Origin of the sequence: Shewanella sp. HL-SH8, from assembly GCF_051165765.1 — a bacterium.
Lineage (GTDB): Bacteria > Pseudomonadota > Gammaproteobacteria > Enterobacterales > Shewanellaceae > Shewanella > Shewanella glacialimarina.
On sequence record NZ_CP195039.1, the window covers coordinates 3,246,415 to 3,272,633 of the forward strand.

Annotated in this window: 19 protein-coding genes and 1 other RNA gene; 10 read left to right on the plus strand and 10 right to left on the minus strand. The window is 39.9% G+C overall.

Annotated features, from left to right (window positions below; genetic code table 11):
• Positions 1-63: 63 nt before the first annotated feature.
• The gene (locus ACRWQN_RS14290; protein ID WP_434938466.1) at positions 64-1,902 is read right to left on the minus strand and encodes a DUF885 domain-containing protein; all 1,839 of its coding nucleotides are present in this window, start codon (positions 1,900-1,902) and stop codon (positions 64-66) included.
• 74 nt (positions 1,903-1,976) lie between these two features.
• On the opposite strand from ACRWQN_RS14290, the gene ACRWQN_RS14295 reads away from it, so the two are divergent.
• Positions 1,977-2,486, plus strand: a complete 510-nt coding sequence (locus ACRWQN_RS14295) for a diguanylate cyclase domain-containing protein (protein WP_434938468.1) — start codon at positions 1,977-1,979, stop codon at positions 2,484-2,486.
• Positions 2,487-2,556: 70 nt separating this feature from the next.
• Here the strand turns inward: ACRWQN_RS14295 and ACRWQN_RS14300 are convergent, their stop codons facing one another.
• The 8 genes from ACRWQN_RS14300 to ACRWQN_RS14335 form a co-directional block, all read right to left on the minus strand.
• Entirely contained in the window at positions 2,557-3,804 is a 1,248-nt protein-coding gene (locus tag ACRWQN_RS14300; RefSeq protein ID WP_434938470.1) for a tetratricopeptide repeat protein, read from the minus strand.
• Entirely contained in the window at positions 3,804-4,424 is a 621-nt protein-coding gene (locus tag ACRWQN_RS14305; protein ID WP_434926664.1) for an energy transducer TonB, read from the minus strand. The genes ACRWQN_RS14300 and ACRWQN_RS14305 overlap by 1 nt, the downstream gene beginning before the upstream one ends.
• A 1-nt stretch (position 4,425) precedes the next feature.
• Positions 4,426-4,830, minus strand: a complete 405-nt coding sequence (locus tag ACRWQN_RS14310; RefSeq protein ID WP_226414450.1) for an ExbD/TolR family protein — start codon at positions 4,828-4,830, stop codon at positions 4,426-4,428.
• Positions 4,831-4,843: 13 nt separating this feature from the next.
• A complete protein-coding gene (locus ACRWQN_RS14315) occupies positions 4,844-5,371 on the minus strand; it encodes a MotA/TolQ/ExbB proton channel family protein (protein ID WP_226414447.1) in 528 nt (175 codons plus the stop codon).
• A complete protein-coding gene (locus ACRWQN_RS14320) occupies positions 5,371-6,726 on the minus strand; it encodes a MotA/TolQ/ExbB proton channel family protein (protein ID WP_434926665.1) in 1,356 nt (451 codons plus the stop codon). Before ACRWQN_RS14320 ends, ACRWQN_RS14315 begins: the two co-directional genes overlap by 1 nt.
• Positions 6,726-7,508, minus strand: a complete 783-nt coding sequence (locus ACRWQN_RS14325; RefSeq protein ID WP_434926666.1) for a DUF3450 domain-containing protein — start codon at positions 7,506-7,508, stop codon at positions 6,726-6,728. Before ACRWQN_RS14325 ends, ACRWQN_RS14320 begins: the two co-directional genes overlap by 1 nt.
• Before the next feature lie 1,174 nt (positions 7,509-8,682).
• The gene (locus ACRWQN_RS14330; protein ID WP_434938472.1) at positions 8,683-11,517 is read right to left on the minus strand and encodes a TonB-dependent receptor domain-containing protein; all 2,835 of its coding nucleotides are present in this window, start codon (positions 11,515-11,517) and stop codon (positions 8,683-8,685) included.
• 518 nt (positions 11,518-12,035) lie between these two features.
• The gene (locus tag ACRWQN_RS14335; protein WP_434940667.1) at positions 12,036-14,540 is read right to left on the minus strand and encodes a DNA polymerase II; all 2,505 of its coding nucleotides are present in this window, start codon (positions 14,538-14,540) and stop codon (positions 12,036-12,038) included.
• 74 nt (positions 14,541-14,614) lie between these two features.
• Between ACRWQN_RS14335 and dinG the strand changes: the two genes are divergently transcribed.
• The 6 genes from dinG to ACRWQN_RS14365 all read left to right on the plus strand — a co-directional run bounded on the left by dinG (position 14,615) and on the right by ACRWQN_RS14365 (position 20,160).
• Positions 14,615-16,690: an ATP-dependent DNA helicase DinG gene (dinG, locus tag ACRWQN_RS14340; protein WP_226414435.1), complete on the plus strand. Its 2,076-nt coding sequence runs from the start codon at positions 14,615-14,617 to the stop codon at positions 16,688-16,690.
• Positions 16,691-16,698: 8 nt separating this feature from the next.
• On the plus strand, positions 16,699-17,472 hold the full coding sequence (locus ACRWQN_RS14345; protein WP_434938474.1) for a sulfite exporter TauE/SafE family protein: 774 nt from the start codon (positions 16,699-16,701) through the stop codon (positions 17,470-17,472).
• The gene (locus tag ACRWQN_RS14350; protein ID WP_434938475.1) at positions 17,469-18,131 is read left to right on the plus strand and encodes a primosomal replication protein; all 663 of its coding nucleotides are present in this window, start codon (positions 17,469-17,471) and stop codon (positions 18,129-18,131) included. Before ACRWQN_RS14345 ends, ACRWQN_RS14350 begins: the two co-directional genes overlap by 4 nt.
• A gap of 9 nt (positions 18,132-18,140) precedes the next feature.
• Positions 18,141-18,845 carry a DUF2057 domain-containing protein gene (locus ACRWQN_RS14355; protein WP_434938477.1) on the plus strand — a complete coding sequence of 235 codons (705 nt, stop codon included), beginning with the start codon at positions 18,141-18,143 and terminating at the stop codon, positions 18,843-18,845.
• Between the two features lie 7 nt (positions 18,846-18,852).
• Positions 18,853-19,761, plus strand: a complete 909-nt coding sequence (locus ACRWQN_RS14360; RefSeq protein WP_434938479.1) for a histone deacetylase family protein — start codon at positions 18,853-18,855, stop codon at positions 19,759-19,761.
• A gap of 78 nt (positions 19,762-19,839) precedes the next feature.
• Positions 19,840-20,160 (plus strand): late competence development ComFB family protein, encoded by a 321-nt coding sequence (locus ACRWQN_RS14365; protein ID WP_434926672.1) that lies wholly within the window; start codon positions 19,840-19,842, stop codon positions 20,158-20,160.
• Between the two features lie 114 nt (positions 20,161-20,274).
• Here the strand turns inward: ACRWQN_RS14365 and ffs are convergent.
• Positions 20,275-20,372: signal recognition particle sRNA small type (ffs, locus tag ACRWQN_RS14370), an RNA gene on the minus strand.
• 262 nt (positions 20,373-20,634) lie between these two features.
• Here ffs and ACRWQN_RS14375 point away from each other — a divergent pair.
• From ACRWQN_RS14375 to ACRWQN_RS14385, 3 genes are all read left to right on the plus strand, one after another.
• Complete coding sequence (locus ACRWQN_RS14375; protein WP_434938481.1) at positions 20,635-21,450, plus strand: hypothetical protein; 816 nt, start codon at positions 20,635-20,637, stop codon at positions 21,448-21,450.
• Positions 21,451-21,779: 329 nt separating this feature from the next.
• Positions 21,780-23,915 carry a multiheme c-type cytochrome gene (locus ACRWQN_RS14380; RefSeq protein ID WP_434938483.1) on the plus strand — a complete coding sequence of 712 codons (2,136 nt, stop codon included), beginning with the start codon at positions 21,780-21,782 and terminating at the stop codon, positions 23,913-23,915.
• A gap of 278 nt (positions 23,916-24,193) precedes the next feature.
• A complete protein-coding gene (locus tag ACRWQN_RS14385) occupies positions 24,194-26,170 on the plus strand; it encodes an OmcA/MtrC family decaheme c-type cytochrome (RefSeq protein WP_434938485.1) in 1,977 nt (658 codons plus the stop codon).
• Positions 26,171-26,219 lie beyond the last annotated feature (49 nt).

Consider the following 26,219-nt stretch of genomic DNA (forward strand, 5'->3'; position numbering starts at 1 on the left):
TAGCTTGAAATAAATGTGCCGCACACCTTAGCATAAATAAGACGTGTGACACACGCATGAAAATTAATGTTTTGCTAATTCAGCATCAATCCAATCAGACACTTTTCTTTCCATTACCGCCATAGGTAATGAACCTGTAGTGAGAATTTGATCATGGAAACCTTTAATATCAAATTTATCACCCAATTGCTTTTCAGCATCTGCGCGTAGTTTTAGTATTGTTAACTGGCCTACCTTATAAGATAAGGCTTGGCCAGGAATGGCCATGTAACGCTCAACCTCTGCAACAATATCAGACTCCGCCATTGGCGAATTATCTTTCATGTATTGAATAGCTTGCTCGCGGCTCCAGCCTTTGGCGTGAAGACCGGTATCAACAACTAAGCGCATAGCGCGCAGCATTTCATCAGACAGCTTGCCAAAATACTGATACGGGTCAGTGAACAAGCCCATCTCAATACCTAAATACTCAGCATAGAGTGCCCAACCCTCTTCAAAAGCGGTATAACCTTGGAAACGTTGAAATTCAGGCACCTCTGATAACTCTTGTTTAATCGCTATTTGAAAATGGTGACCAGGAGCTGCTTCGTGTAACGATAACGTGGTCATACCCCATTTAGGCTGAGCTTTTAAGTTAAACGTATTGATATAAAAAACACCGGGACGAGAACCGTCAACAGCGGGTGATTCATATGATGCACCTGCTGCAGATTGCTCACGAAAACTTTCTACTGGTTTCACCACATAATCAGCTTTAGGCATAACATTAAAATATTTAGGTAGTACTTGGTTAATGGTATCTTTTAATTCCATGTAGCCATCAATCAAGTCTTGCTTGTCAGTGAAGAAATATTGCGGCTCTGATGATAAAGAAGCAAAAAATGCCGTTAAATCACCTTCGAATTTAACTTGTTCTCTGACCTTATCCATTTCAGCTAAAATACGCTTCACTTCAGATAAACCAATCTGATGAATTTCATCAACGGGCATTTTTGTTGTTGTATGGCTATTCGCTAAATGTTGATACCACACTTTACCATTAGGTAATCCCCACCAACCGTCAGAAGCCCTTGCGTTAGCCAAATAAGTACCTTGAACATAATCACGCAGAGTAGCCAGTGCAGGAATTAATTTAACGCTTATAAAAGATTTATACTCCTGTGTCAGTTCAGCCTTTTGTTCGGCCGTGAATGAATCAGGCATCAATTTTATGGGCGAATAAAACAGACTATCCTCAGGGTTAGCGACCACCTGGGCAGTTAGTTGAGGGATCATTCTATCTACCAATACTTTAGGTAGAACCACTTTGCTATTAATACCCTCGTCCATTCTCACTTGGGCCAACTGTAGCCAATTAACGAACCCATCTAAACGAGAAAGCCAGTTTTGATAGTCATCAACCGTTTTAAAAGGTTGTGCGCTTTCACCTGCACCTAACTGAACCATAGTGAAAACGGTGTTATAAAACTGATTCATGGGCAAGAAATGCTCAGGATAAGTTTCCGCCATCAATTCCATATCACGATCATAAATAAACATGCTGTAGCTAATTTTCAAATCAGCAGGTAAAGCATCCGCATCAATATCTTTAGCCTGTGAAAAATACTTGGCATTAAGATCATGGCGAGCCTTTAAATATTCCTCGGTTAATGATTTACCAAATTGATCATTGTATTCATTCACGCCAACAAAAGTTGCATAAATCGGCTCAAGTTTTAATTGCTCTTTAAAAAAACTATCAACCATAGTTAAGTAAGCCTGTTCAGCAGACTCTTTAGTTGATTGCGAAATTGATTGAGCTGCGGCTTCAGTCGAAGCCAAAGATGCTTGTGGCGTATTATCGCTACAACCTTGGATCGCAAACAATAACGATATGCTGGCTGCTAGGAGGGTTTTCTTCATTTTTATTAATCCTTTTACACATGAATCAAAAAACATATCTATAATTAAGTAAGAATATTCAATGGAGTTCCTCAATGACCTATTCTTTTCGCAATTCAAGCTTTAGAGATCCTGAAACGGGTGTCTATAATCAAATATACTTTATGGAAGTGTTTAACCGTGAATGGCACCGCCATCAACGAGAAAAACAAAGCTTAGCGTTATTGTATCTTTGCCCACACATACATGAAACAGTTAAACAGCCTCATTTACTGGAATTATTCACTAATCAGGTGCAAGAAGCACTTTTACGAGCAACGGATCTCATCGCAAGATTAGACACAAATCATTTTGCCCTCGGCTTATTCAATGTCGATGAGGAAGGCGCTAAAGTGGTTTTACAAAGAATTGATGAGCAAATAAATCAATTTCTCACCAAGTACGGTAAAGACCATAGTTTCAGTATTAATTACAAACTCGCAGGAGGAATATGTCTGCCCAGTAATGATAAAAATATTGAAGGCTTATTTGTCAAAGTAGAATCACTTTCAAATGAATTAGCGCTAGACCATTCGCGCCATCAAGCTTTGACCCACTTACAGTAATTCATAAAAAGTACACATAATAAAAAAGCCCCTCGCGGGGCTTTTTTAATGTCTAGGGAATGACTATTAACTACAGGGCCACGTTATGAATACGGGCTTTTTCTTTAATATAAGAAATGTAACTATTAGCACTTCTAGCAGTCTTTTTATCTTTCGATGCTTGAACAGCACGATTATAAGCTGACTTATATTGTTTCAAGGTCAAATGCACTAATGCTAGCTCGAAATGCGCTTCACCTGGGTTATCAATACCCAAGTCAAGTGCTTTTTCAAGGGCAACAATCGCTTCTTTATAATTTTGGTCAAGGGACAATAAACGCCCTTGCTTTAAATATAATTCACCATCATTACCTGCGACAGCAGCTTTACCGTAGTAATTAGCGGCTTGCTTAAACTCTTTAGCGTTATGATAGAATCCAGCGAGAACATTAAATGATTTCTGATTTTCTGGAATCAACCCTGATTTCAAGTGTTTTTCATAAATTTTAGCAGCTTGATAAGGCGAACCTTTTTGCGCTAAAAGTTGTGCTAAACGAGTGATGTTTCCATCAGTATCTAAGAAACCAGCTTTATAAGCTAAGTCATAAGTTGCTAAAGAACGATCATAATCTTCAGTCATCAAATAAAACTGTGCTAACTGAACCCATAGACGCTTATCGTCTTGGAATAAAGGCACCATAGTTTCTAGAATTTTAACTGCATCTTTATACTTTTTCTGATTAAAGTATGCGGTCAATTTCATTTGATATAAGTTTTTATCAGGCTCTTCTGCTAATGCTAAACCTTTATCAGCAACTTCAAGAACTTTATTCCATTCTTTTAACTCTGTGTGTGCAATACCTACACGGCGATACATTTGAGAATCAGCCTTACAGGTAAAGTCCATCCATTTGTAATAATATGGAATAGCTTCCTTGAATTTTCTCTCTTGTAGTAGCAAATCAGCATACAAACGCATTGTTGCAGCGTGATCAGTACCACCAAGAATGTCAGCTTCAACGGCAGTCTTCAAGTACTTGATCGCCGTTTGCATTTGACCTTTCTCAGCATAAAAGTTACCTAACATGCGATCGACATAAGCTTTGTCAAAATCGTTTTTAGGATTAGCTTCTAATAGCAGAGAGATTGCTGCGTCTAAATTGCCTTCAGTATATGCTTCGAAAGACTTTTGTACTTTCTTTGCAGCACTGTCGCCGACTGCACGAGATTGACGCTTGTCAATCTCACACTTTTCAGCTGCAATTGCGGCACTGCTCAACATTGCGCTTCCACAAACAGAAAGAAGCAGTGCTGTTGCAATAGTCGTAATTTTGCGCATTATCTACCTCCTTTCTCTAAAGTGAAATCAAGTTGTACAGCCATACCGGTTTGTTTAAGCGCTTTGCCATCAACAATTTTAGGCTTGTATTTCCACTTCTTAAGAGCACGAATTGCTTCGCGGTCAAATAAGCGTTTTGGTTCTGCTTTGATAACGGTAACGTCATCTACACCACCAAGTTCATTGATTGTAAAAGAAAGTTGAACCCAACCCTCTTTACCATCACGAGCAGCAGCAATAGGATATTGAGGCTCGATACGAACAATCGGTGTAGCATCACCATCACGGGTCATCATGTTACCAAGCTTAAAGCCTGTTGATGCTGAACCCGCTTCAACTCCACCCATATTGAACGCCATATTAGTGTCAATATTGTTTGCAGCATCTGGCGGAGTAGTATCCGGCTTAGGTGGCTGCTCTGGTGGTGGTGGTGGCTTAGGAGTTACCCTTGGTTTCTTCTGTGCCTTCGAATCCTGCTTATCCATCGTAATTTCAATAACAGGGGTCTCAGTCGACTCATCGTTGCGCTGTGCACCGCCGCCGACCAAGAATGCCATGAAGGCAAACAGACCAAAAGTCACTGCGGCACCAATTATGATTGATACGAGTGCTCTTAGCATATTAGTCATTCCCCGCTGATACAGAAATTTTGTCGATACCAGCAGCTTTTACGTTATCAAGCACTTTAACTACTAAACCATGAGTAGTGTCTTTATCTGCTTGAATCAGAACAGCCGCTTCCGGTGCTTCAGCTAACATACGTTCTACGTTAGCGGTTACACGTTCAATATCAACCTGACGATTTTCCATCATAATGACGCCAGATTTACTGATGCCAATAAAGATGTTTGCCGAAGGTTTAGACGTAGCCTGTGACGCTTTAGGCTTGTTATAGTCTAAGCCAGATGGCTTAACAAATGATGTTGTTACAATGAAGAAGATCAACATGATAAATACGATGTCAAGCATCGGAGTCATATCAATTTGCGCTTCCTCGTCTATACTGGAATGCTTCTTACGTGCCATGTTCAATCTCTCTTTAGTGGTGAGGCATGCTGTCTTTTAGCATTTCTAATCTGATTCTCATTTTCGAGTCTAAACGAGTGCTGAAAAATACACCCGATAGCGCTGCTACCATTCCTGCCATTGTTGGCATTGTGGCCATTGAGATACCAGCTGCCATTAGACGAGCATTACTCGTCCCCTGAACTGCCATCACATCGAATACTGAAATCATACCGGTTACGGTACCAAGTAAACCAATCATTGGACAGATTGCTACTAGGGTTTTGATTAACAGCATACGTGCATTCAAATCTTGCTTAGCTTGGGACACCCAAGCTTCACGGATACGGTGTGCGTGCCAAGAGTGTGTTTCATCTCTTGCTTCCCACGCAGATATAACAGCTTGATGTTGCTTTGGTGATATCCAGTTTAGATACCAGTAACGTTCAAGCATTAATACCCACATTAGGAAAAGCACAGCTGCTACCAACCAGAGGACATCTCCCCCGGAGGCCATGAAGCCCCTGACGGAATCCCATATATCCATCAGGAATAGCATCATTAGTCAGCCCTCTTCTCAGCATGTTCTGCAATGATACCAGCGCTTTGTTCTTCAAGAACTTGAACGATTGATTTACTACGAGCAACAACAATTGCGTGTAATAACATTAATGGTAACGCTGCAATCAGACCTTGTACGGTAGTAACAAGTGCCATAGAAATACCGCCAGCCATTAACTTTGGATCGCCTGTACCGAATAACTGGATTGATTGGAAAGTTGCAATCATACCGGTTACTGTACCTAAAAGACCCATCATTGGCGCGATAGCTGCTAGTACCTTAATGATTGAAATACGTGCTTCTAAAGCAGGCGTTTCTTTCAAAATAGCTTCATCAAGTTTCAATTCTAACGTTTCAACATCAACATCTTTGTTGTCTTGATATACTTTCAAGATACGACCAAGTGGGTTCTTACCTGGGTTATTGATATTTTTACGTTGGCTTTTAACTTTACCAGAAGTAATTGTTAATGTGACTAAACGCTCTAGGGCGATTAAACCACCTAATGCTAGTAGTACTAAAATAATATAACCAATTGGTCCACCAGCTTCTAAACGATCTTCAATGCTAGCTTTGTTAGTGAAGATATTTAGTAACACACCACGGGCTGGATCAATATAGAACTCAGAGAAACCAGAAGTGGTATTTTCCCAGTTGCCTACTGCAGAAACTTGATAACCTTCAGGTTGTTGTGAAAGCTCTTGAATTAAGCTTAACTCAGGCTTATAAACAACATATTGACCATCAGCTGTTAAGTTGAATGCACCAACACGGTAGATAGAAGTGCTAACAACGTTACCGTCGATTGCAGTCACATTACCGGTGAATTTAACAACTTTACCAGACTCAACCATTTCAAATAATTGCGCTTCCCAGAATTGCTCTAGTTCTTCAATTTTCGGTAATGATTTACGCGAGCCTAATTCTGCAATAAATGCATCACGGCCTGGGTATTGAGCAGAAATATTAGATGCTGCAAGTTTACCAGCGAAATCGCCAGCTTCACCTTTAACAACACCAAACATTTCGCCTAAGTCGCCTTGGGCTGTTTTTAAATCTTCTTCTAACTGAGCAATTTTACGCTCGTTATCTAAAAACGCTTGGTTAAGATCTTTACCACGTTGCTTCTCAGAAGCTAAAGCATCTTTTTCACGTTTTAATAGTGACGCTTTGTCACCACGTTCGTTTTGGAATTCTCTTTCACGTTTAGCGCTGTTTTTGCCTTCATTAGCGCGTTCAACTTTAACTTGTTGCAATAATTGGTCGATAGTTTTTGGTGCATCAGCAGCAGAAACCATGCCAGCAGTTAAAGACAAACTTGCAGCTAATACAGCTGTAGTAATTAACTTCTTCATTATTGAGCAGTCTCCGCAGCAGGAATTGGTAATGCGAATAGATCTAGAGCACCTTGCTTACGAGCAATGCGAATACCCTTTGTAATATCACGTAAATAGCTGTCTTCTAACTTGTTCCAAGTTTTAGCTTCAGCATCGTACATCCACGCAATTTTTTGATCTAAACTTTGAGCGTAAAGCGCTACGCGACCTAGGTTAAAGAAATCAACTAGCACTTCTTTACCATCTAAGCTTAATTTACCAGTATGAACTGATACAAAGTTACCGTATTCACGTTCAATGCTGTATGCATCAAGGATAAGACGATATTTTTCAGCTAAAGTGACTTCTGCTGTGTCTAGAATATTTTTTAAATTTTGAACACGTTCAGTACGTACTTCACTGTTAAAAGGAAGATCTAATTGAACAAACTGCTCTAATGCATCAACCATTTTAAACATTAACGGCACAACACCTTGACGTAACTTGTCAACGCCATTGATGTCTGTTTGTATTGAATCCAGTGTTTTTTGTTGATCCGCCACTAAACCAGCTACGTAGTCATTGTAAGACTTTAGTGATTCGCGTTCATCAGCAACACTGCCATACTCAAACAACATGTCTTGAGCTTGGTCAAAGTATTTGTCAACTTTTTGTTGTGACGCTGCAGTTTCAGCATGAATTCTGCTGTCAGCCTTTTGCACATCGGCAAGAGGATTTGCAACTACCAGGTTGCTACTAGCTAAAGCCAGTGCGCCAACAAGTGCAGTAGCGATTTTTGTTCTATTGCTTACCTTGGACATAGTTCCCAACCAATTTGAAGTGAATTAAAAAAGTGTAGACAGTGCAATTGTAATAGCTTGATAACAATGTTAGCAAAACGTCAACAACGCTAAGCCTATCTTTCTCTTGTGATTGTTAGTTTTTCTTCCCTTTTCTATGCCTGTTAAGGCATAGACCCGCTCGCATCATTTCACAAAATGTTGACCTATGTCAACATTTGGGAACATCAAAAATGAGCGAAAAGAACACGAAAGATTGAGATTATGTGTAGTCGCTTAATTTGTAAGCATTATGAATTCGTCAGGGTATATCTTATTACCTAATAAACGATCGTCGGAGATACACTTAGTGGGCGTAACCCTGAAGAATTCTATGCGTGGGAAAATGAACAAGTGATCTTTTAAATAACAATTAATAATTTGCTTATTGTAATGTTAACAGTCATTTATTAAGAGACAACTTACCTTTCAAACTCATTTTAATAATACATCAGACACATTCGTAAGCACTTGTTATCTTATCCAATTTTTTATCTAACTAGCTGATCATAACTGCTAATTACCGAGGTTGAATTGACCTAACGTTCGGTAAAGGAATAAATGATATTGCTTAAGATCAATATAATTAAATGACCCGTTAAACAACGTCTGGATAAATTCAAGCAATAGCCCTAACTTTGAAACTTGAATAAATTCAGACTGTAATTCAACAGGTAAATTTTGACTTATAAATAGACAATTATTCATTGTAGTTTTTAAACTTAGAAAACAAGTTCCAACCTGTTATTTTTTAGATGAACACATCCAAGTTGATGCTTCTATACAAACGCATAGATTAAATGCCCCGTCAGAGTCACTCAGACTTTGCTGTTGCAGGTGTATTGTTTTAACCATTTGAGTTCCTTTAGAGCAACAAGCCATTACACTCTAGGTCTTACGAAGTAGTACAGAGTTTTCATAGCATATTTGAATTTCTGAATAAGTTTACATAAATCTTTAAGTCATCACAACTGAGTACAATTCAGCCAAAACACTATACCTTAAACCTTGTAACTAGCCTTAAATACGCATAAATCCCACTAAATGACCAGATAATGAATAGAACAAGAAGAGACCCATTAATATTTTATTTGATCTGAACTACACATAAAAAAAGCACCCTAAAAGGGTGCTTTTTGTCTAGCTAAATTGGAATTTAGAATTTTTGTGAAATTCGTGCAAACCAGCTAGCACCGAATAAACGATATGTACTTTCATCAGTATTACCGTTTGACCCAGTTTCGATATATGGAGGCTGTTCGTCAGTAAAGTTTTCAACACCTACACTGATTCTGGTACCTGTATCAAAGCTATAAGTTGCTGAAATGTCATGGTACATGAATGAGTCAACTGTGTAAGTGTGACCTTCTGTAACACCCCAATATACTAAATCATTATATTCAAGACCTGAAATATAATTAGCAGCATACGCAATAGTTAAGTCTTCCCATGTGTAGTTAGCACTGAAGTTGGCTTTATCTGTTGCATAACTAATATCATTTTCAAAACGGCCATTCAAGTCTTCCATTTCAAACTCGAACGTGCTGTTGTTATACACTTGGTTTTCACGCTCTAGGAAGTGAGTCCAAGATACGTTTAGTGCAAAGTCACCCGCTAAAGCACTGAATGCGTAGTTAGCATCAAAATCGATACCTTTAGCAGTCATACGGCTTAAGTTAGTGGCTTGCTCAGTAATGTAAGATAGTTCACCGTTAGTACGTTCACTATTATCACATAGACTTGCTACGCCACCTAAATAACAACCTTTTAGAGAGTCACCAGCAGAGATAGAGTCAATTACGCCATCAATTTCAATAGCCCAGTAGTCAACAGTTAGCCCTAAACCATCAACAAAATCAGGAGAGTAAGCTATACCAACAGTAAAGGTATCACCTTCTTCTGGTTGTAAGTCAGGGTTACCACCAGCTTGTGCAAGCTGTTGAGAATCTAAGTTATTTGAACCACCACTTGCTACGCCATCAGCCATACAGTTGCCTTGTTGCGCAGCTGTTAGTCCACCCCAAGCAGCTGTGCTACATGGATCTGATGTGAATGAGAATGTGTCGCTTTCAGGTGAATACAGGTCAGTAATTGTTGGAGCGCGGAAAACAGTACCGTAGGTAGAACGTACCATTAAGCCGTCAATCACTTTCCATTCAGCACCTAGTTGATAAGTTGTGCTGCCACCAAATGCAGAGAACTCATCGTAACGGATACCAACTGGTAATTCTAATGATTCAACTAATGGTAAATCACGTAGTACTGGAATACGGAACTCAGCGAACAAGCTATTTACATCAAAGTTACCTTGAGTACCTTTTGACTTATTGCCCGTCACTTCACCCATGAACTTACCCGAATCAACACGAGCTTTATACTCTTCTTCGCGATATTCATAACCCACGCCACCAGTAATAGCACCTGCTGGTAACTCGATTAAATCACCACCAATAAAGGCAGTAATTGTTTGTAATGTATATACGTCTGAGTCAACTAATGGTGCGGTAACATAGTCAAGCATGTCTTGAGTTACTGAACCTGGTCCACCAAAAATGTTCATAGACACACAGTCAGCAATAGGGCTATCAGCCGTACCACAAACGATATTACCTTTTGCATCTTTAAATGATGGGCCCATAGCTTTAGCTAAGTTCGGTCCGAATAACTGACCAAAGTCGTTTGATATTATTTGGCTGTGACCGTAGTTATAGTTAACGTCATAGTAGTAACTATCACCGATATCGCCTTCAATACCAATAACTTGTTGGAAACGAGTTACATCTTGTTCAAAGCTACGTCCACCTTCAAGCATACGACGACGTGAACGAACTACATCTTCCCCAAATGGGTTATAGAAGTTGTCCTTTGAAACACCATTAAACGCAGTACCATTAGGTAAAATACCTTTGTAAGCTGGGTCATATAACGTATCGTAAGGAACCGCAGCTAACTCTTGACGTGATTCACGCTTGTTAACACGCGTTTCAGAGTACATGCGTGTATCATCGTTTAACTCAAATTGACCTTCTACGAAAAAGTTAAGTTTTTCATATGGAGTTTGTAGGTAGTTAACTGGTGCGTAGTTGTAAGTGTCATTGTTTGGACCACCGCCAACATAATTACGCATATCGGCTAGTGTCGCGATACCGCCATCACAGGTACCATTTGTTTGGCTAGGCTTACCAGCTAGATAGAAGTTACCACATGGAGTAGAACCAGAACCCACTTCAATAACGTTTGCATCAGGGCCAGTACCAATTAAGCCATTCTGCCAAAAAGACTCTTCGCCTTCTTCACCAAATACTTGCCAAGGGTAGTTAAGAAAATCTACGCTTGTATCACCTTGATAAACAGCATCTTGCTTAACATAGTCAACACCAAACACTAAATGACCAGCATCAAATGCTTTACCAGCAACTAAGCTGAAGCTTGTCTGTTTGTTAACGTCAACATCAAATGAATTTTTAGCTTGAGCTGTGATTTCTAAACCTTCGAAATCTTTACGAGTAATAATGTTAACAACACCCGCTACTGCATCGGCACCGTATGTAGCTGATGCGCCATCTTTTAGCACTTCAATACGTTCAATCATTGAGCTTGGAATTGTTTGGAAATCAGAGCTTACTGGACGGCGGCCGTTAACAAGTACTAAAGTACGAGAAGAACCTAAACCACGCAACTCAACGAAAGTAGCACCGTTACCACCATTGTTAGTTGTGGTCATAGCTGGTGAACCAGACATTACAGAACTATTCTGAAGGAACTGACCAACGTCTTGAATACCCTGAAGCTTCATTTGCTCAGCAGTAATAACTGTTACTGGTGATGCAGTTTCAAGGTCGGTACGCTTAATACGTGAACCCGTTACTTCGATACGTTCTACTTTTGCGCCTTCTTCAGCAGCAAAAACTGCTGGAGCACTAAATGCAGCTGCTGCTGCACCGCTGATCAGAGCAAAGCGCACTGATTTAGCTAATACGTTCTTATGCATTGTCTATCTCCCTGGATATATTTGTCTTTCTTATAATGCCAATCTTCGTTACTTGAAGTATTGGTGTTGAGATACTATAACACTTTGCGCTATAAAATCACATTTACCACGCAATAAAATCACATTTGAAACAAGTAATCAACAATTGATACCTCGTAAGCGCAAAAGTTAATCAAGTTGATATTTAATATCCGTTCACTTTTATGGACAAAATGATAAAAAGGTAAATTAAAACAATAAAATTCAACAAGATAAAAATTAAACAATAAAATTAGCTAATTTTTCATTTTTAACCCTATAACAACATGTGTATAAACAATTCATCAGCAGCTAATATAAATCTAATTTTGCAAAACTTGTGATTTGACATAAAGCATAAAACATATAACAACTTCATAATCGCTGAATGATAGCGGACCTTGCAGCTTCAGAAGCGATCAAGTGTGCTTGACGTGTAAATACCTCACTTGGAACAAAATAATGAATTCATTCACGCCCGCAACATTTTAGTAACAACATTAGATCAATGACATTTGACCGTTTGAAAAATCGCCATAACTTAACCCAAGTAATGACAATATCGGCTCTGCAATAGGTTGAATTTGTTTTTCGATGTAATAGTCATAATCCATTAACCAGTCTTTATCACACACAGGTTGAACGCCTGCGGTGGTGATCACATACTCAATAACCGCTCCCCTTTTTAACCAGTCGCTATTTTGCTGATACTTGGCCATCAACTTTGCCGCCCTAACATGTGGGGTCGACTTAGCGGTGTAGTCTTCAACATTTCGCTTTAAGCGTTTTTTGAACACTAGCTCTTGATCGAATGCTCCTTGCTTTAATAGCGCAACTTGGGACTCTAAAAACTCGCTAATATCTTGCTGATTAAAAAATCGCTGATACAGCTGATATTGAATGCGTTTAGAAAGCGGTGTCCAATCGCTTCTAACCTGCTCCATTCCTTTAAAGACCATTTCAGGCTGATCATGTTTATCTAATTTCAAGCCAACATAGCGTTTTTTACTGCCGATTTCACTTCCGCGTAAAGTGGGCATAATAAATTGCTGAAAATGACTTTCAAATTCTAATTCAAGATAACTTGGCAATTTAAATTCTGTCGCACACCAATCAGCCCATTTATCGGTAATGATTTTTGCCATTTGCAAGCCAATTTCTGACGCATTTAATTGGATGTCATTACCTAGCCAAACAAATGTAGAGTCGGTATCACCATAAATGACTTGATAGCCCATTTCCTCTATCCAAATCTTGGTCATTTTCATTATCTGGTGACCGCGCATCGTAATAGAGCTGGCAAGCTTTGCATCATGAAAAACGCACCCCTTTGACCCAAGAACTCCATACAATGAATTCATGATGATTTTAATGGCTTGCGATAATGGTGCATTGTGATCTTTTTTAGCCTGCTCTCGCTGCTCAGCTAAGCTGGCTATCAACTTGGGCAGAATTGGATGATGGCGATTAAACTTTGCCCCTAGAAAGCCATCAACTAACACTTCACTGGTATCTAAATTTGACTCAGCTAACTTTAAGCCTTGTACTAAACCTTTAGGATCAATCAAAAAAGTGCGGATAATTGAGGGATACAAACTTTTAAAATCAAGTACCAACACATTTTTATAATGTCCTGGCATAGAATCCATCACATAACCACCAGGACTTTCCAGCCCATTACTTGCGGGCATTTGGGGGGCAACAAAACCGCTGCGGTGTAAATGCGGCAGATATAAGTGATAAAAAGCGGCGACAGATGCCCCAACTCGACCAAACTCAAGCCCGGTTAACTTAGCGCGTTCTATGGCAAAATCAAGTAGCTGAGTCTTGTCAAAAATATCCCACACCAAGCGACAATCAGTTAAATTGTAGTGCGCTAGTTTGAGCTTATCCTCAACGAACATTTGGCTTATTTCATTACCTCGATTTTCAACATGGTCAATCGCTTTACCCTCATTTAATAAAGCACGCGACACAAACTCAAGCGAAAATCGATCAAAGTTATAAAATGCAGCTTTAAGCCAATCAATGCCATCTAATACCACTCGTCCGGGCAAATTTAAGGTTTCAGGGCGATATTTATCTTCGACTTTCCAGCTTAACTCACTGTGGCCTCGGCCAATTCTGAGTGGAATATGATGATGTTTACAACGCTTAAATAGCAATGCTAAATCAAACACCACCACAGCCCACCCAATAATAACGCCGGGATCATACTGACTAAACCAATTGATTAATCGATGCAGTAAAGCCACTTCATCTTTAACCCACACAATGTAATCTTCGGCATCAGGGTATGATGCTTGTTCACCCACCATAATAACGCATTGATAATCAGTCCCGTAAAGGCCGACCGAATACAACTCGCCTTGCATACTGCATTCAAAATCGAGTGAAATAACTTTTAAATCACTTCTTGTTGATAACACATTTTGTTTATCAGGCGCGACATCAGCCAAAGTAATACTGCTGGCTGCAGCGTGCAAAAAATCATCGTTTACATTGTCTACCTTGGTTGTTCTTACGCTACCTCTTCTTGCACGATGCGCGGTAAGTACTGACAGACTTTTTACACTAGACTCAATAGTGCCTTCGCATTCGATATCAAATGCGATAAATCGCTCAATCAAATAACGTTGCTCGGCACGAATATCGGTTTCATATAAAGGCACCCCGATATCATTGGCAATGCGCTGCAATTGCTTAAGCGCAGAACTGGTTTTTAAATAAATGCCACAAACAATGTGATGGTCAAAATTGGTCATTGCTAAAACAGCCACACGGGCTTGGGTTAAGTAAGGTGTTAACTTGGCCACATCAACTTGACGGCAAAAGCACACAACATCCTCGTTATGAAGTTCAACGAGCACAGGTCCATTAGCCGTTTTAATATAATATTGCAGCACTAACTGGCCCTGCCGATAGTTGGCATGACGAGTAAGTACCTGCCCTTCAATACGGGTTAAAGCTTTATTTACCGGTAAGAGATTTGAGTTCAATTTTATTATCTGTTTTAAGCACAAAGATTCACTGTTATTATGTACAGCATAAATCAGTCACCGCAGAATAAAAACTACTCATGCTCACTGACCAGGTAAAAACGCAAATTCGCACCATCTATAAAGACATTGCTTCGGCAATGCCGCAATTTCGTTCACGCCGTGAACAAAATTATATGGTGGCAGAAATTTCTAAAACTTTAGCCGGTGAATATGACAAACAACGACCTATTATTGTTGTTGAAGCGGGTACGGGTATTGGTAAATCACTGTCCTACCTTTTAGGCGCTATTCCCTTAGGCATCGCGAGTAAGAAAAAAGTCTGCATTGCCACCGCAACAGTGGCACTGCAAGAGCAACTACTGCACAAAGATCTGCCCTTTTTTTTACAACATTCTGGTTTAAATTTTAAATTTGGTTTAGTTAAAGGGCGTCAGCGGTACGTTTGCTTAGCAAAGCTAGAGGGAATGATGGGTTCCCAAGACAGTTCGCAAATGGCGATGTGGCAAACAAAGCCAGATCAGAGCCAGGTTGAGCAACTGCAAAAAATTCATCAAGATTATCATCAGAAAAAATGGAATGGTGAACTTGATAGTTTAAAAGAGCCTATTCCTGACTTTTTATGGCAACAAATATGCTGCGACAAACACAGCTGTCATCGTCAGGTATCTGCACACCATAACTGCCCTTTCCATAAAGCCCGTGAAGATGTTGATACATGGGACGTGCTTATTGCTAATCACAGTTTATTATTTGCCGACTTAGAATTAGGTGGCGGGGTCATTTTGCCTGAGCCTGAAGATATGTTTTACATCATAGACGAAGCCCATCACTTACCGATAGTGGCAAGGGATTTCTCCAGCGGGCAGGCGACGATACGTGGCGCCTGTGATTGGCTAGACAAGGCTAATAAAACCTGTAGCAAGCTACAAAACCAGCTAAAAACTAATAATATTATTGCCCCAGTTCAAGCCATGCTTGATCACATCACCGACATTATCAGCTTACTTAATCAGGTGGCTCAGTTTTGTGATACGCAGCCACAGTTTTTTGCCAACCCAGAAACCAGATGGCGCTTTGAGCACGGTCAATTACCTCAATCTTTAACCATTCAGGCTGAAAACATCGCCACCGCTACGGGTAGCGGCTTAAAACAGTTTAATAAAGTGGTTTCTGTTTTATCTGAAGCGATTAAAGATGGTGAGGTGCCAAAGCATCAATCTGAAGGATTGCTGTCTGAAACAGGTTTTATTCTGCAACGATTAGAGAATCTGCATAAAGTCTGGAAAATGATCGCTAAAGAAGACAATAAAAAAGGCGCGCCTACTGCCAGATGGATTGAGTTAATTACCGGTAAACAACAAGATTACTTAGTCAGTGCCTCCCCCATTGAAGTCGGCTTTATGCTTGAGTCAATGCTATGGCAAAAGGCTGCAGGGGTGGTGCTGTGCAGTGCCACACTCAGAGCGCTGAATAACTTTAATCACTTTGCCCATCAGGTTGGTTTAAGTATCAATGATGGCAGTCGCTTTTTAGCCCTGCAATCACCATTTGATTATGAAAATAATGCCACGCTTTTTATTCCCCATATGGATAATGAGCCAACAGATGATGATTACACCGCAGAACTTGCCACCCAAATAGTCGCCTTAATTGAAGGGGAAATGGCCTCTTTGGTATTATTTGCATCGTACTGGCAAATGGACAAAGTGGTAGAATTAGTTGAAGGTAAAATCCCTAGTGAGCAACTTTTTATTCAAGGTTCAATGCCAAGGCAACAAATTTTAAGCCAGCATAAACAACGTTGTGATGATGACAAACCAAGCATTATTTTCGGCACAGGTAGCTTCTCTGAAGGGCTAGATTTACCCGGCGATTACCTCACCAACCTGATTATCACCAAACTGCCCTTTGCCGTGCCGACATCACCAGTTGAACAAGCCCATGCCGAATATATAAAAGTAAAAGGCGGTAATCCATTTTTACAACTCACCATTCCAGATGCTTCGCGCAAGTTAGTCCAAAGTTGTGGTAGATTACTGCGAAAAGAACAAGATTATGGTCGCGTGACAATCTTAGATCGCCGTTTGGTGACTAAACGTTATGGCAAATCGTTAATTGATGCATTACCGCCCTTTCGGCGGGTGATTGAGTAGGTATACCCTTGGAATTAATGTTAGACCCAAGCCACTTAGCGGCATTGGCGGTTATCGGAATTATCGCAGGCTTTATTGACGCTATAGTCGGTGGCGGCGGACTATTATCTATTCCCGCCTTACTGACAATGGGTATACCACCACATTTAGCTCTGGGAACCAATAAATTAGCGGCATGTTTTGGTTCAATTACCTCTAGCTATACCTATTATAAACAGCAATTATTTGTACCAGCATTCTGGAAGACGTGCGCTATTGCCACTTTTATCGGTGCGATACTCGGTAGCGGACTGGTATTTTTAATTAACTCGAATTGGCTTGAAAAGTTACTTCCACTGCTTATTATCAGTATTGCGATTTATACTTTATTCAGCCCTAAAGCCATGGGCAGTGCACATTATGTCGCGCCTACCAAAGCTCCAACTAATAAACGCCAAGCAACTCAAGGATTAATACTGGGCGGTTACGATGGATTTGCAGGGCCCGGTATCGGTGCATTTTGGACTGTTTCCTCTATTTCTTTACATAAATTACCGTTACTAGAAAGTTGTGCTTTAGCAAGAATTATGACACTAATCAGTAACATTACTGCGCTAATTATTTTTGCTAGCTTGGGGCAAGTTAATTGGATATTAGGCCTATGGATGGGAGTGTGCATGATGGCAGGATCATTTATTGGGGCGCGAAGCGCTATCCGTTTTGGCATTCCTTTTATCAAGCCGTTGTTTATTATCTCTGTGGTATCTATTGCCACCCATTTAGCCTGGAGTGCCTGGGCATGAACACTCAGCAATTAATCCTAATGCTGAAGCAACAACTTGCTCATATAGAACAAGAAGCACTGCAGCATGATAATCAATTAGGCGACCAGCAGAAAAAAACACTGCAACATGTTGAACGATTTAATCATAGCGTTTTTATCCAGGAAGGTGCTCAATTAAGCCCTTGCATTGTGCAACTTAGAAAGGATATTGCTCAGTTAGAAAAACAGTTAACGCTTAACTTAGCTAAAAACACTATTGAACTTAGCTGCCAGCGGATTCAAGATAGGTTTACCGCATTAAGGCGTGCTTTGCTGACGACAGGATTAAACTTAAAATCTGCTGAGCAGAAAAAAGCCAGTAATCGTGCTCGATATGCTAAAAAACAACAGCAGTCGGTACAGGATAGTGGCTTTGGTTGGATAGCAAATAACATCATGCAAAACAGTCATCAACTTTACCAAGAGTTGAATAAACATTTTGCTTGGGCTAATAAAATTGAATTTAAAATTCAACAGATGGAATCAAATCTTGAGGTATGTCATGCTGCTGACAAAATTACATTGCAAAATGACATTCTTTTAATGCATCGTCGTTTAGGTAAGTGCCGCCAAGCCATCAGCTATATTGAAGAGCGGATACAACACTTTGAGCGACCACGCCAAAGTTTAAATCGTTAAGGAGCAACAATGAAATCATTATTATCCACCAGTGCAATTTTGGCATTACTTTCATCAACCTCACTGATGGCAGCTAATCTTACCATTCCAATGTCGTTTGAATATTTAGCTTTAGATGGTCAACAGATAGAAACAAATTCGTTTAAACATAAATCTGATTTAAATTTAACTACTGGCACTCATAAAATTGCGATTAGATACCACGACATGGTTCAAGATGACTTCAGTGATAGCCAAAGCTTTATAAAATCAGCGCCTTTTATTGTCACTCTCAATGTTGATGGCGATTTTAATTATACTCTCTATCCTGCCACAGGTGAGGTAGTAAAACGGCCAAAATCTTTTGCCAAAAAACCTGAAATTATTATTACTCGTGAAGACAAAGGCTCAGTCAGTTATTCGGTGGAAAATACTCAACTTGAAGAGGCCTCTTTTATTGCTAATTTGTTTGGCGGCAATAAAGTCGCTGACATCGATGCCATGTCTGCACATGCAACAAGTAGCAATCCTGCTGTTAATTATACAGCAACGACTTCTGCCCCCGTTTCACCTACAGTAGCCGCAACCGCTGTCACAGTGAATCAATTAAATACAGATAACTCGCCAAAAGCCACTAACCCAGCCCAAGCTGAGCAAATGTTACAATATTGGTGGTTACAAGCCGATGAGAAAACCCGTAAAGAATTTATGGGCTGGGCAATAAAACAACTGTAATTCGTTAATGAAAATCCCCTTTGTTTATCACGCCAGCTACTCACAGCTGGCGTTACCTTCTCAGCATCGATTTCCAACAAGTAAATATCAAAACTTGTTTGATTATGCTATTGAGCAAAATTTAGTTTGCCCAAGCATGCATCATCAAGCCAATAAAATTGATATTAGTCTCATAAAACAAGTGCACAATGCTGATTATGTTGATGCGTTTATCAATGGTTCTATTCACCCTAAAGCACTGCGTAGAATAGGTTTCCCCTGGAGTGAGAGTTTAGTAAAACGCACTTTACATGCGGTAAATGGCACATTACTAACCTGCCAACTTGCCCTTAACCATCAAATATCGGTGCATTTTACGGGCGGCTACCATCATGCTCACTATGATTTTGGCAGTGGTTTCTGCATCTTCAATGATTTAGTTATTGCGGCTAGTCAACTAATAGAAACACAACATGTTGATAAAGTATTAATTTTTGATTGTGATGTTCATCAAGGTGACGGTACAGCAACACTCTGCCAGGGTAACCCCAATATCATCAGTTGCTCAATTCACTGCAAACAAAACTTCCCATCCAGAAAACCTATTTCAGATTATGATATTGAACTTGATAAGGGCTGCTCTGATGAGGAATATTTATCATACATTGACAGTGTCTTTGGATATTTAATACAACTTCACCAACCCGACCTTATTATTTATGATGCAGGCGTTGATATTCATCAAGATGATGATTTAGGGTACTTAAATATATCTACGCAGGGCATTCTCGCTAGAGATAAGCTAGTATTAACCTTAGCCAAACGTCACAACATTCCTGTTGCCGCGGTAATCGGTGGTGGATATAGCCGACAGGCAGATGAGTTAACACAAAGGCATAGTCAATTGCTGATTGCGGCAAATCATGTTTGGGTGTAAAAATAAACTAATGATAAACGTTTTTGTTGTCTACTATAATGACAGATAAAGCCAACACGACAAATAATGGAGAAGACCATGCATTTAGAATTTCGTAATTATTATGAAGTCTTACTTTTGGAAATATTGCGCGATGAAGGTTTAATGGATGAATTACCTGAAGATTATCTTGCGGATCTTTGTTGTGTGACTTTAAATCAATTACCAGTACGCTATATTCGACATCTCGTTGACACTTACTTTTTCGAAGACTACAACGAACTTAAACAGATGAAAAATGAAATCAGCTCCGCTTTAGAGCGTTCAAGAGCCTTTTTAAAAGCCAATTTACACAATAAATTAAAACAAGAAAATGAACTGTCAGCTGAACAAGTCATACAGTTAGGTCACAATGAGTAATATTAGGCTTACTGAGTAAAATATTAGGACTTGAATAGCTTTTAACATATATGAATAGGTCTTATAAAATAGGACTTATTAACTTAATTATTGCGGGGAGAATTGTTGGAGGCTCCCCTAGAGCCGACACCCCGGCACACGAGTCGCTTGCTGCGGTTGCTCCCTTCCGGGCCTGGCCGAGTTCACAAGTTATCATTGCGGGGGGACCCTAGGGTCACCATAGATTTCTAAATAAGCTAAGTAAAAACAAACTCATCTAGAACACTGGGGATTATCCCTTAACCCACCAATGCAATCAAGCCCTAAGTCTGGTCTTTTTGTCTTTAATCGCTTACTTGCACAATGATCACTCAATTTTACGATTTTCAATCAAGGTATAAGAACACCTTCTATACTTTATAGATAAAGTGTTCGCCGTAAAATACTGACTTAACCATTTTAAAGTCATTACCGATAATCTACAGGAGAAAGTGAATGCAACATCTCATATCAGTCACTTTCTTCTCCTTTATGATTTCTCTTTTGATCCAATTACCAGTGTTAGCCGCTCAATTTAATGTGGATTATTCAGCAATCCACAAGGTCAACTCCCACGTGTTATATATAGACAGCCATCAAGTTGAAAATAGTGTTGAAAATATGCTTGTAACTAAACAAGCAATATCGAATGAAGCTGAAGAGTTCAGCTTTATCCCTTCTATCAGCTTACTAAGTGAAATAAGTCCGGATGATAATTACGATTCATTACTGTACAGTCCATTACAAAACTCTCTATTACCAAATCATCTATCACAAAGCCATCAATTACAAAGCAGTCTTTTCCCGACTTATATACGTGCTAATGCTCAAGCGGGTATCAAATCACAATGGAAAATTACTACGGATTTCATGGTTAGTAGTTTTTTAACACGTAGAGCCTACTCAATAAACTGGCAAGCTGAACACTCAAACTCTGCATTTGAGTTTGAAAATACAGCCATAAGTGAAAACAGTATTATCGGCAGTGAAATTTCGATGCACAACTTATTGAATAATAAATTGATCATAGGTGTGAATTATCAACTAAATAACTTCCTAACACAGCAAACCGACTTCCCCCGCCAACAAATTAATACCTACGCAGATTTTGAAGTGATCAATAATCTCAATATACATTTGAATTGGATCTTATCTGAGAAAAAAGCCCTAACGCCACTTTTAAATACCAGGAAAACGACCATACTCACTCCAATTGACATCAATACGATTTATTCTCACTTACTCCTACTATCAGTTAGTTACAAAATGTGACTAATATCCCACTCTGAGAAGATAGCTTAAAAATTACCCACTTCAATCATCGTAAAGCGTGTAAACTTTGTAGCGCATTTGTTGCAAAAAAGTTTCCGTTAATCGTTCGGTAATTTGCAAAGATAGATAACTTTTGCTCAAAAACTCACATACGTAACCTTTGTCACAATGAAAAAAATACCACTAAAGGAATAGGTGGGCATAGTTCACAAATCTTACATCATCACGCTGAACAAGTACTTAAGGTTGGCTACACTGTCCATAGGTAAAAACCATACGCTTTATAATGAATAGCATTTGAAGTGATAAGAATATTGCAGGGAAATACGATGAAACGATTAAATTTAAATACAACAGCAAAAGCTGTGTTCAGTGCAGGGATACTATCATTTGCACTTATGGGTTGTGGCAGCGATGGAAAAGATGGTGAGAACGGTATTGATGGTCCTATAGGTACACCAATAAAATCTGCAACCAATATCAAAAGCACTATTACTGCAGCAGATGTCGACGAAAACAAACGACTTACTCTCAGCTTTAATCTTACCGATGCTAACGGTGCCGCTATTTTAGGCCTTACTCAAACAGACATTGCTACAATTTCTTTTGGCCGTGTTGGGGCGGCAACTGAACTGGGTGAAAATGAAATCGTGAGCCCTAATCCGGAACGTAAAATCTGGTTAAGTTACTTTAACAAAGATAAAGGAGAAGGTTACTTTACAGGTTCTAGCTATTTTGATGGCACAAAAAGTCAGTGCACTGATTGTTTTGTTGATAACAATAACGGCAGCTACTCAATTAAAATAGACAAAGCTATCGATACATTAGGTAAATATGACTATGTTGCCGATACGACAAATGGTGTCTATTTATCAATCAAAACAACAAATAACTTATCAAAAACCATGGTCGACAATAGCTTCTTTTATTGGGTCCCCGCAACCAATGTGCAAGTTGACAAACCACTAAAAATACTTGCTAACGCTGACTGCCAAAGCTGTCACCGAGAAGGACAGGCGGGCGAGTTATCAATGCATGGCAGCAAGCATAATACTGAAGAAGCATGTTCATTTTGTCATACCGACTACAACCGATACCTCAAAGAAGATAAAGATTCTGCCGGTAATGTGATTGGTGAAGCATATGCATATGACGGTTCAATCAAAGGCATGGTTCATAGTATTCACACTAATTCACATGCTTCAACCGTGGGTGTATACCCGCAAATGACATCAAACTGTTTAACCTGCCATAACCCAAATCAAGAATTCAACCTAACTGATAGCTGGAAGGCAGATATAGATACCACATCTTGCTGGAGCTGCCATAGCCCTAGCCCAGCGGCTGAAGCTGCTGGGGCAAAGGCTTCACATCATCAAGGCGAAAACTGCTTTGCTTGTCATGGTGGTGAAGAACGGGGCCGTGGTGCAGAAGATGCTCACTATTCACTTAACAGCACCCACTTAGCATCAAGATTAAAAGTCACTTTCAACTCAATGACGGTTGCAGCTGATGAATCATCTATCACGGCTAATTTTACCGTTAAACATGGTTCAGAACTGGTTACCCTTAATCAAATTGACCCTCGTCCTTACAAATATGGTGGTTTTAATAGCGCGATTGTTATCAATGGTACTTTAGGCGATGACTTTTTGGTTAACTATCAAAAAGTTGGCATTAATACCTTTACTCAACAAAGTGATGGTTCTATCAATGCTTTAATTAGTGCAACCAGCTTCAATATCAAAACACTCATTGATGCTAAATCTACCATAGCTCTTAGCAGCCAACTTCATGTCTGTTCTAAAAAAGGCGTTATTGCAGATTGTGTTGTAGATGACTTAAACCGAGCAGATGGCGATAGAAGCAAACAATATGCGCCATACCTTACCTCTGATACTTTCTACTACAACCTAGATGGCAGCACGGTTAACTCATCACCGCGCATGCAACACGCTAAGATGACTGACTGCCAACAATGTCATACCACAGAGATTACCCACCGTTATTCTAATGATCTTGATGGATGTGCATCTTGCCATAATGGTACACGGTCAAACTCAAACTTAGCTATCAAGGTACATGCTAAGCACTATGTTTATGACTCAAGCGGCGATTTATTCTTCAAAAAAACCGAATGCCAAGCTTGTCATGGTGATGATGGATTCTCGATTCAGAACATCAAAACAACGGCATCGCCAGTCGCATTTGGTAAAGACAGTAATGGTGGCTTATTAGTGGTGTCACCGCAAACAGCTGCCTGTGTAAGTTGCCACTTACCGCCTTATGGATTAAGTGAATCAACAATTGGCCATATTGAAAGTAATGGCGGAGTGATTGGCACTATAAATCAACTTGGTGTTCCTGCCGCTGACTATGGGGCGATGAATGTTCAAGAGACATGTTCAACGTGCCATACGGATACTAGAATTCTTCAGTCTCATTCAAATTGGGGCGGTCATTAACGGTTAACGTAAAGATAAAATGAAGCCGCTCGATAGAGCGGCTTTGCTATCTAAGGTTACATTTATGCGTGACTATATAGGCAATTAATATACCTCTTTATAAATAGAAAGACCGGCTTCACATAATGTAAAGACCGATGAAGATTTACTCGATTTAATAACGTAATCTTATTATTAACAACGTTTTCCAACATCGACTTAACTGAAAACAACACGCTTTGACGTAGAACGCAGAAAATACTGACAGTTAAGAATATGTTTTACCTTTGCAGGGAAATATGATGAACACACAATACTCAAAAATAGCACTAATACTAGCAGCAACAACATTAACGTTAGCGGGCTGTGGTGGTGGAGATGATGGTAAACCGGGCACACCAGGGTTACCCGGCGGTGAGCCAGCTGCAGATATTAAAGTACTTAATTTAGATGTTACTAACGTCACTTATGTAGACGGTAAACCGGTTATCGATGTCTTTGCGACTAACGAACAAGATATGCCCATTATTGGTTTACAAGATTTAGGCATTACTGCAGCGCAATTAACGCCCGTTGGCGCCACAGGAGCAGGCAATAGTGCTCAATGGACGCGTACTGCTAGAGTGTCTGGCACAGCCAATTATACCGACTTGAAAAATGGTCATTATACTTTTACATTTGAAGTAGCTGGTTATAACCAAGCACTGACTCAACGTTATAATGTTTATGCGGGCGGACAAGGTTCCACCTTACTTAACGGTGTAACTGCGGTGCCTAGAAAAGAAATAGTCGAAGACTTCGACGGTAATGGCTATCAAGCACAGTACACCAAAAACATTGTGTCACATGCAACCTGTAAAAGTTGCCATGCTGAGGATAAACCTTTAACCACTCGCCATAGTAATTATTACACCCAAGAAACGTGTGCAACTTGTCATAGCAGCTCGATGTCTATGGAAAGTCAATGGAATCATTTAGTTCACAATATTCATAACACCTCAAAAACCTTTACCGATAAAAACGGTAAAGAATACACAGGTGCAGCAGCTGAGCATTTAATCGAAAATAACTGCCAGTCTTGTCATGTAGAAGATGAAAATCTATCTGAGTGGCAGAATTGGTCTCGTATACCCACCATGGAAACCTGTACAAGTTGTCACGCTGACATTGACTTTAAAGCGGGTAATGGCCACTCACAACAACTCGATAATTCAAACTGTATTGCCTGTCATAACGCCAGCTGGACTGAAGAAATTCATACAAGTCCCTTCACCCAAAAAACCGATTTTATTGACATGTATGGCATGAGCGCAACTTTGGTTGCTAACAAAGCTGACCAAGATGACTTATCTGCAACACTATCAGTTACCATACTTGATACTAATGGGGCAAATGTTGATGCTAACACCTTAATTAGTAAAATTAAGCGCCTTGAAACTATCACCAACGTTGGTCCTAACTTCCCTATCATGGGCTACAATCCAAATCCTGTTACAGGTTATAAAAAAGTCACTCAAGACCTAGTTAAAAGCGGCTTAGTTCAAGATAAGGTCACTATCCTTGATGGTGTATTGCGCTTCAATATCGCCAAACTTCCTTTTGGTGCCGGTGATACTGATACCGCATTCACTATTATTGGTTTAGAAATGTGTAATGACGGCGTACAGGCGATTGACTGTGCTGACGGCGTGGCGACAACATCAATGAAAGCTGAACTAACCCATGGGACATTATCAGGGGCAGCGCCAAGTTATCGTCACACTGATTCGGTTAACTTCAGTACTTGCCAAAACTGTCATGGTAAAGCCTTTGAAATCCATAAAGGCCATCATGCTGGTTTTGTCATGACCGAACAATTAGGTCGTGAAGTCGATGGTAAAGTGATTATTGGAGTCGATGCTTGTGTTGCTTGTCATACACCGGATGGCACTTATGCTTCAGGCGCAAACCAGGGCGCTATTGAAATGAAGTTGCACAATGTACATGGCGAACAGAGCATTATTAGTAACTGTACCCAATGTCACAATGACTTCAACCTTGATGTATTCAAGCTAAAAGGTGCATTAGCCACTGCCGGTGGTGGAGATAGTTACACAACGCCTATCACTGCAACCTGTGCTTCTTGTCATGGGTTCGATGAAATCAAAGCACACGCTGAAGGACAAGGCGCAGTAGTTAACGGATCTTACCAGCAAGCTAATGACGCTGCGCAACTTGAATTCTGTTTAGGTTGTCATGTCCCCAGCATTGAAAATCATGCTGCTATGAAGTTTTAAATTGCCCTCAGGGAGAAGCTGATCATTTCTCCCTGACTTATTGGCAATG

Coding starts and splice junctions, on each gene's coding strand:
- ACRWQN_RS14290 (WP_434938466.1), bottom strand. CDS start 1,902: ATGAAGAAAACCCTCCTAGCAGCCAGCATATCGTTATTGTTTGCGATC.
- ACRWQN_RS14295 (WP_434938468.1), top strand. CDS start 1,977: ATGACCTATTCTTTTCGCAATTCAAGCTTTAGAGATCCTGAAACGGGT.
- ACRWQN_RS14300 (WP_434938470.1), bottom strand. CDS start 3,804: ATGCGCAAAATTACGACTATTGCAACAGCACTGCTTCTTTCTGTTTGT.
- ACRWQN_RS14305 (WP_434926664.1), bottom strand. CDS start 4,424: ATGCTAAGAGCACTCGTATCAATCATAATTGGTGCCGCAGTGACTTTT.
- ACRWQN_RS14310 (WP_226414450.1), bottom strand. CDS start 4,830: ATGGCACGTAAGAAGCATTCCAGTATAGACGAGGAAGCGCAAATTGAT.
- ACRWQN_RS14315 (WP_226414447.1), bottom strand. CDS start 5,371: ATGATGCTATTCCTGATGGATATATGGGATTCCGTCAGGGGCTTCATG.
- ACRWQN_RS14320 (WP_434926665.1), bottom strand. CDS start 6,726: ATGAAGAAGTTAATTACTACAGCTGTATTAGCTGCAAGTTTGTCTTTA.
- ACRWQN_RS14325 (WP_434926666.1), bottom strand. CDS start 7,508: ATGTCCAAGGTAAGCAATAGAACAAAAATCGCTACTGCACTTGTTGGC.
- ACRWQN_RS14330 (WP_434938472.1), bottom strand. CDS start 11,517: ATGCATAAGAACGTATTAGCTAAATCAGTGCGCTTTGCTCTGATCAGC.
- dinG (WP_226414435.1), top strand. CDS start 14,615: ATGCTCACTGACCAGGTAAAAACGCAAATTCGCACCATCTATAAAGAC.
- ACRWQN_RS14350 (WP_434938475.1), top strand. CDS start 17,469: ATGAACACTCAGCAATTAATCCTAATGCTGAAGCAACAACTTGCTCAT.
- ACRWQN_RS14355 (WP_434938477.1), top strand. CDS start 18,141: ATGAAATCATTATTATCCACCAGTGCAATTTTGGCATTACTTTCATCA.
- ACRWQN_RS14360 (WP_434938479.1), top strand. CDS start 18,853: ATGAAAATCCCCTTTGTTTATCACGCCAGCTACTCACAGCTGGCGTTA.
- ACRWQN_RS14365 (WP_434926672.1), top strand. CDS start 19,840: ATGCATTTAGAATTTCGTAATTATTATGAAGTCTTACTTTTGGAAATA.
- ACRWQN_RS14375 (WP_434938481.1), top strand. CDS start 20,635: ATGCAACATCTCATATCAGTCACTTTCTTCTCCTTTATGATTTCTCTT.
- ACRWQN_RS14380 (WP_434938483.1), top strand. CDS start 21,780: ATGAAACGATTAAATTTAAATACAACAGCAAAAGCTGTGTTCAGTGCA.
- ACRWQN_RS14385 (WP_434938485.1), top strand. CDS start 24,194: ATGATGAACACACAATACTCAAAAATAGCACTAATACTAGCAGCAACA.